6 protein-coding genes are annotated in these 6,159 nt (G+C 34.0%); 4 read left to right on the plus strand and 2 right to left on the minus strand.

Going from position 1 to position 6,159, the window contains the following annotated elements:
* Nucleotides 1-507 precede the first annotated feature (507 nt).
* Both rsmG and F6K27_RS34500 read left to right on the plus strand, forming a co-directional pair.
* Nucleotides 508-1,275, plus strand: a complete 768-nt coding sequence (gene rsmG, locus F6K27_RS31990; RefSeq protein ID WP_287276329.1) for a 16S rRNA (guanine(527)-N(7))-methyltransferase RsmG — start codon at nucleotides 508-510, stop codon at nucleotides 1,273-1,275.
* A gap of 148 nt (nucleotides 1,276-1,423) precedes the next feature.
* On the plus strand, nucleotides 1,424-1,621 hold the full coding sequence (locus tag F6K27_RS34500; protein ID WP_375339726.1) for a hypothetical protein: 198 nt from the start codon (nucleotides 1,424-1,426) through the stop codon (nucleotides 1,619-1,621).
* Nucleotides 1,622-1,818: 197 nt separating this feature from the next.
* Here the strand turns inward: F6K27_RS34500 and F6K27_RS32000 are convergent, their stop codons facing one another.
* Nucleotides 1,819-2,253: an ArsC/Spx/MgsR family protein gene (locus F6K27_RS32000; RefSeq protein WP_287276328.1), complete on the minus strand. Its 435-nt coding sequence runs from the start codon at nucleotides 2,251-2,253 to the stop codon at nucleotides 1,819-1,821.
* Between the two features lie 343 nt (nucleotides 2,254-2,596).
* Between F6K27_RS32000 and F6K27_RS32005 the strand changes: the two genes are divergently transcribed.
* Both F6K27_RS32005 and F6K27_RS32010 read left to right on the plus strand, forming a co-directional pair.
* Nucleotides 2,597-3,370 (plus strand): amino acid ABC transporter substrate-binding protein, encoded by a 774-nt coding sequence (locus F6K27_RS32005; RefSeq protein ID WP_287276327.1) that lies wholly within the window; start codon nucleotides 2,597-2,599, stop codon nucleotides 3,368-3,370.
* Between the two features lie 837 nt (nucleotides 3,371-4,207).
* Entirely contained in the window at nucleotides 4,208-4,876 is a 669-nt protein-coding gene (locus F6K27_RS32010) for a pentapeptide repeat-containing protein (RefSeq protein ID WP_124142969.1), read from the plus strand.
* A gap of 315 nt (nucleotides 4,877-5,191) precedes the next feature.
* On the opposite strand, the gene F6K27_RS32015 is transcribed toward F6K27_RS32010, so the two are convergent.
* The gene (locus F6K27_RS32015; protein WP_124142970.1) at nucleotides 5,192-5,431 is read right to left on the minus strand and encodes a hypothetical protein; all 240 of its coding nucleotides are present in this window, start codon (nucleotides 5,429-5,431) and stop codon (nucleotides 5,192-5,194) included.
* Between the last annotated feature and the right edge of the window lie 728 nt (nucleotides 5,432-6,159).

Consider the following 6,159-nt stretch of genomic DNA (forward strand, 5'->3'; position numbering starts at 1 on the left):
TTGCCTTTCGGAGCTGTTGCCTGCGCACAGCGCTATACATGGCAAAACCTTGTGCTATTCCAAGTCTGTTGAAATGTTAAAGCACTCAATTCGACGACTGATTCATTACCTTAAGTTTAAAGAGGTCCCTGTTCCCACCCTGTCCCTATAATTCATCTTTTAATCTGACAACGCCTAATTGTAAGTAGAACAAATAGATTTCAGGAGCTGCTAGAGATTACTTTCTTCTGTTTTTCTATGATTATATGAAATCCGGTTATATCATTTTTGGATAATTAGTGAAAAAAACTTTCTCCTTTTCCTCCTCTTTATTCTTTCTTCTTCTTTCTTCTTCTTTCTTCTCTCCTTACCCCTGTACGTCGCCAATCCGATGTCTCCCCTACCTGAATCCTGACTCCTCACAACAGTTATTTATAAGTATTCAAGCGATAGCGTAGTTCTCCCTCCGGGGGAACATGATATAATATCAGACTATTTTCCTTCTATAAAATAGTAGTCAAAAGTAAAATGAATGATAATAATACCCAGATATTGCCAGAAATGAATTCTCTTTGGCAGGAAACATTAAATTGGCAACCAACAGCAGAACAACAGCAGCAATTTCAGCAACTTTATCAGTTGATTCTTATTGGTAATGAAAAGTTAAATTTAACTAGAATTACTAGCCCAGAAGATTTTTGGGAAAAACATTTTTGGGATTCCCTCAGAGGGATTAAATTTATCTTAGAAAATCAGATAAACTCTCAAGAAGAAAAAAAGGTTATTGATATTGGAACTGGTGCAGGTTTTCCAGGATTACCAGTTGCTATTAGTTTACCTCAATATACTGTTACATTACTAGATTCGATAAGGAAAAAAGTTGATTTTATTGAAACTATTCTAGTAGATTTAGCTATTAAAAATTGTTTAACTTTAACTAACAGGATTGAACAAATTGGTCGAATGTTTAAACACAGAGAAATTTACGATATTGCTCTTTTAAGAGCTGTTGCACCTACAATAGTTTGTGCTGAATATGCTTTGCCAATGTTAAAAATAAATGGTATAGCAATTTTATATCGGGGAAATTTTACAACTGATGAACAGGCTAATTTGCTAGAAGTTGTGAAAATTTTGGGAGGAAAAATCCATACTATTGAAGAATTTAAGACTCCCTTAACTAACAGTATTCGTCATTGTATATATTTGCAGAAAGTAAATAAAACTTCGAGCAATTATCCTCGTCCAATTGGCGTACCTAGTCAAAAACCTTTGAATCATCTAAATAAACCTTAAAAACAAGCTTTAATACTTTCATTTTTTGCAGAAGGAGATACATTTTCCGATTAAGTATGAAATAGTGGAGGCTATTAATGATATTGGTGATATGATGGGGATGGAAACAGTTGGGGAGTTTGTGTAAAATGAGGCTATTTTAGCAAAGTTGCAAGAAATAGGTGTTGATTATGCTCAGGGTTATGGAGTTAGGTTGGCGTTCGCGGAGCGTGGCGTCAGGCGTATCACCTACTTCAATTGGATTTGGGTTCATAGTCGCAAAGAAAATACTGCTGCACAAAGAGCTGAGTTGGCGATCGCTCCTTGGAGTTGGAACGACCTAATTACTTATGCCACACTTTACTGATGCACTACCAAAAATATCTCCCGCTAGAAAATTTTCTAACGATATCTAACGAGAGATTAAGGAATGAGAATTTTATTATCTACACAAGTTGAATTATCCAAATTCCCTATTATATGAGTTATTCAAAAAAAAATCTGGACTTTATTGAATCCTCATTCCTAAGCAAATTTATCAGTAAAAATAGACTTTGTTAGATTCTAGTGGTGATGGCTATTTGGACAAGTTTGTAAGTCTTGACCCATCAACTCCTCACTTTTTTCCCTCTGGGTTTCATCTACAGGTTGTAAACCAACCCAGTTATTCACAACTTCTACATCAAATCCCACTTCTCTACGATCGCCCACTTGCATTAGAGGACGACGGATAAGTAATGGGTAATTCAGCATCATTGTTAGAGCAGTTTCAGCATCAGTTTGTTCGGGAATTACTGCTCCAGACTTAACTTTTGGAGCAGCTTTGTTAAACCACTCTACTACCGGGCGATCGCCAAAAAATAAACGCAAATTATCTTTTGTCCAAGTTTCTTTCAACAGGTTGTGAGTTTCTAATTGATGACCCGCTGTTTCTAGCAAAGTCTTTTGCTTGGTGTTATTTTTACAGCCTGGTTTTTCATAAAAAATCACCTTTGCCATTGTATTATCTCCTCAGCAGTTTTTTGGTGATTTTCTAATCTTAATGCCTACTTAAATAGCAAATTGTTACCAATTATCAAGAAATTTGATTGTCAAGTATGGTATAATTTACTATCTAACTTTTATTTCATATCAAATACTTATCAAAAAGTCAACTTTTCTACATAAATACTGAAATTATTAATCTATTAATTTTGATATTCCAGTTATCTTCTTCCTTCTGAATCAATTCACTTAAGTTATTAGTTCATTAATTTTGATGTTCCAGTTATTTTCTTCCTTCTTCCTTCTTCCTTCTTCCTTCTTAATCACCATATTTTTCATCAGTTTTCCTCTAACAACTTTGGCAGAAACTGTAGAAAAAACTGTATTAGAAAAAATTCAACAAACTAGGGTACTAAAAGCAGGATTTAGAAGTGATGCAGCTCCTTTTAGCTATATCAGCAGTGAAACCAATCAATTAGAAGGTTATTCTGTTGAATTGGTTAAATTAATTCATCAACGTCTAGAACAAGAACTTGGTAAATCAATCAAGTTAGAATTGCAAGAAGTATCTCTAGAAAACCGTTTTGAACTAATCCAAGATAGAAAATTAGAAATTGTCTGTGCTGCTACAACTATTAATAATGCGAGAGAAAAAATAGTAGATTTTTCTATTCCTTTTTTTACTACAGGCATTCAATTGTTAGTAAGAAAAACAGATGTAGAAAGATTTGACCCCATGAAAGGTACTACTGGAAAAGTATCCATAGGATTTTTAGCAGGATCAACTACTGATGAGGAATTTCGCCCTACTTATCCGAATGCAAATTGGCAGTCAGTTTCCAACAGAGCTGAAGGTATTAGTCAATTAGATAATGGTAAAATTGATGCTGTTGCTAGTGATGGAATTTTATTACTAGGAGAAATTAGGCAACAAAAAAAAAATATTAATGAGTTTGAACTAATACCTAAAATTCCCTTTACTTTTGAAAATTATGGTTGTATTTTGCCATTACAAAATCCAGGTTGGGATAAATTTGTTGATAGTACTATTGCTAGTGATGAAAATACCAAACTTTTGCATCAGTGGTTTGACTCTGAAAAAGGTAAATTTCCTTATGAAAGCTTCAGATAATCTATGAAATTAAATTCTGAAATTGAATCAGATTTTAGATTTAATTTTTAGGGGATTAAAACAGAAATAATTGCAGATCGCGTGACTGAATGTAGGATTTTTAACCCAATTAAGCTTAAGCATTCAGCTATTAGCCATCAGCTATCAGCTATCAGCAATAATACCTTGTGCTTAAGGACGAGGTTTAAATGAATATAGACTTTGGAGCTGACTTTTAGCCAGATTTTTCTAGCTTAATTAAATATTGCTTTTATAACTCACTAAAAGCAATAGCTGATAGCTGATGGCTGAATGCTTACAATTGAACGGCAACTGTTTTCTACACTTAAAATCTACCAGTGAAAAAAACATAGCTTTTATAAAACAAAAGGAAAGAAAAACAAGAAATAGAGAAAATTATAAATTTATATCATGTCCGCTGGTATTGTTTATGTAGAACCAAGGGTGAATATCTACAGGAAATTTTTCAATAATTGATAATTACCTCTTCCTTTTAGGGAGAGGATTTTTACCTTAATTATTCGGTAAGCATTCAGCTATTAGCAGTCAGCTATCAGCAATTAATAATGAATAATTATTTCTCAGGTTGGGTCTGGAGACTTGATATTACAGCGGTTTTCATTTGGGTAAACCACAGTAGGGACGTTCCATAGAACGTCCCTACAAGATTTGAAATGTGAAGATGTGGTTCATTAATTTGAAAAGCGCTGTAAAACTCAGATAATGTCAGACTTTTCCTTCTTCCCTCTTCCCTCTTCCTTCTTACTTCTTCCATAACATCCTGTTTATCTATTCTGGTGGGAGTATATTTCAAAGAAAAGTTTTGATGAATATATTATGAAAATAGACGAATTATTAAGGCAGTACGCAAGAGGAGAAAGAAATTTCAGTGGTGTTTATCTACATGAAGTACATTTGCTAGAAGCTGAATTAGAAGGGGCTAATTTTTTTGAAGCAGACTTAATCGGTGCTAACCTTAGTCGGGCTAATCTCAGTCGAGTAAATCTGGCCAAAGCTAATCTTAGTCGAGCTAATCTAATTGGAGCGGATCTAAGTGGGGCAAATTTATCTGGAGCTATTCTGGCAGGGGCTAAACTCAACAAAGCTGACTTAACAGGAGCAAAACTTACCAGAGCAGACTTAAGTCGTTCTAATTTTAGTCAAGTTAATATGATTAATGCTGACCTCTCAAGAGCTATACTCTGTGAAACAGACTTGCACGGGGCCAACTTATATGGCGTGAATTTCCGACGCGCTATTCTTAATGAAGCAGACTTAATTGGAGCTAACCTTACCAGAGCAGATATGGCAGGAGCAGATTTAATTGGAGCTAGTTTAATGAGAGCTGATTTGACAGAAGCTATTTTGAGTGCTGCAGACTTAAATGAAGCAAGTCTTTTGGGTGCTAATATTTCCAATTTGAGTATAGATGGAGTAGCTCTCCAGGGAGTCATAATGCCAGATGGCGCAAGTTATGAAGAGTTTCAAAGAAGTATGCAAGATTAGTACCTAAAGCCTGACACCAATGCTAAGTTGCATGGCTCAGGCTTTCTTACATTTTTAGCATTATATTATAACACGCGAACGAGTTGACGTTTGACTGATGCTGATGATGAAGCGAATAAAGATAAATGTTTTTCCTACTGTTCCCTGTTATATGTATGTATGATATGAAATACCAAATCAAAAGATTGAATTCCAATCATTAGTAACTATTTCTATATCTGAATATAATTTTTAGATTTCACGATCGAGATTAATTGTCTCCTTTATTTTTCCCTTTCTTCTTTTCCCTTATATTTTGCCATAATTTTCAGGTCTCTACGGCTTTTCAAAATATTCAATCCAAACTAAAAAAATTGACAATATTTCCGAAAATTTAATTCTAAATATTGAAATTGCCAATATTTTCGATATTCCAATGGGGAGAGCTTTTGAAAGTTCATTGCGCTTATCCAAATCTAACTTTTCCCACTCCACTAAACCACTAGCTAAGTATTGGAGGGTTTTGGTAATGTCTATTTCTTTGATGTTTGAAGTTATGCCTGAATAATTAGTCATTATATTTTATAGGAAATATCTTGCTTGTTAAGCGATCGCTACAAAAATTGCCATATCTCACAAATTTAGGTTTATCCTTAAGTTTTAGTTATGAATTTTAGTCTTTTAGTTTGAAAATTTTTAATTTTGTCAGGGGTTGATGACAAAAAATCAGAAAATTTCTCTGATTAACTTAACGAGGTTTCAATATTTTTAGCACTTAAGCTAGGTTTTGTGATATTCTAAATAATATTATAATCCAAAGGACATTTATTACTTTTTTAAAAAATTAAGCTCCAAATACCTACAATCTCGTTGTTTTGAGAGGCAAAGACTCTTCAGTTCTTTTACCATGAATGACTAATATTCCTCGCCTAATTTTTCGGCAGATTGATAGATTGACTATTTTGTGGTATGGAGAAGGAAAAAGTAAGAGAAATATGGTCTACTATTTCTCCTAATATAGTCTCCGGATAATTAGTTATCCTATAATGAGCGGAGGACCGAGTCAGGAGAAAGGAAAGATGAGAGTGGGAATTATCTGGGGATATTCCAGGATTTTATGTCTGCATTGAATGGAAGTAGAAAGTGTGATAACTGTATAACCGGATTTCATATCATATATAGAACCCCTAACCGTATCTTCATATAAATATCAAGTTTTTTTGACTAGGAGACAGCTATACTGGAGACAGGAGACAGAAGGTAAGAGAGAAAAGGTTAAGAGGGAAGATTTGGGGAGAGATAAT

Source organism: Okeania sp. SIO2F5 (assembly GCF_010692685.1).
GTDB lineage: Bacteria > Cyanobacteriota > Cyanobacteriia > Cyanobacteriales > Microcoleaceae > Okeania > Okeania hirsuta.

What these genes read in the sequence shown, in the direction of transcription:
- rsmG (WP_287276329.1), top strand. Translation starts at nt 508, where the DNA reads ATGAATGATAATAATACCCAGATATTGCCAGAAATGAATTCTCTTTGG.
- F6K27_RS32000 (WP_287276328.1), bottom strand. Translation starts at nt 2,253, where the DNA reads ATGGCAAAGGTGATTTTTTATGAAAAACCAGGCTGTAAAAATAACACC.
- F6K27_RS32010 (WP_124142969.1), top strand. Translation starts at nt 4,208, where the DNA reads ATGAAAATAGACGAATTATTAAGGCAGTACGCAAGAGGAGAAAGAAAT.
- F6K27_RS32015 (WP_124142970.1), bottom strand. Translation starts at nt 5,431, where the DNA reads ATGACTAATTATTCAGGCATAACTTCAAACATCAAAGAAATAGACATT.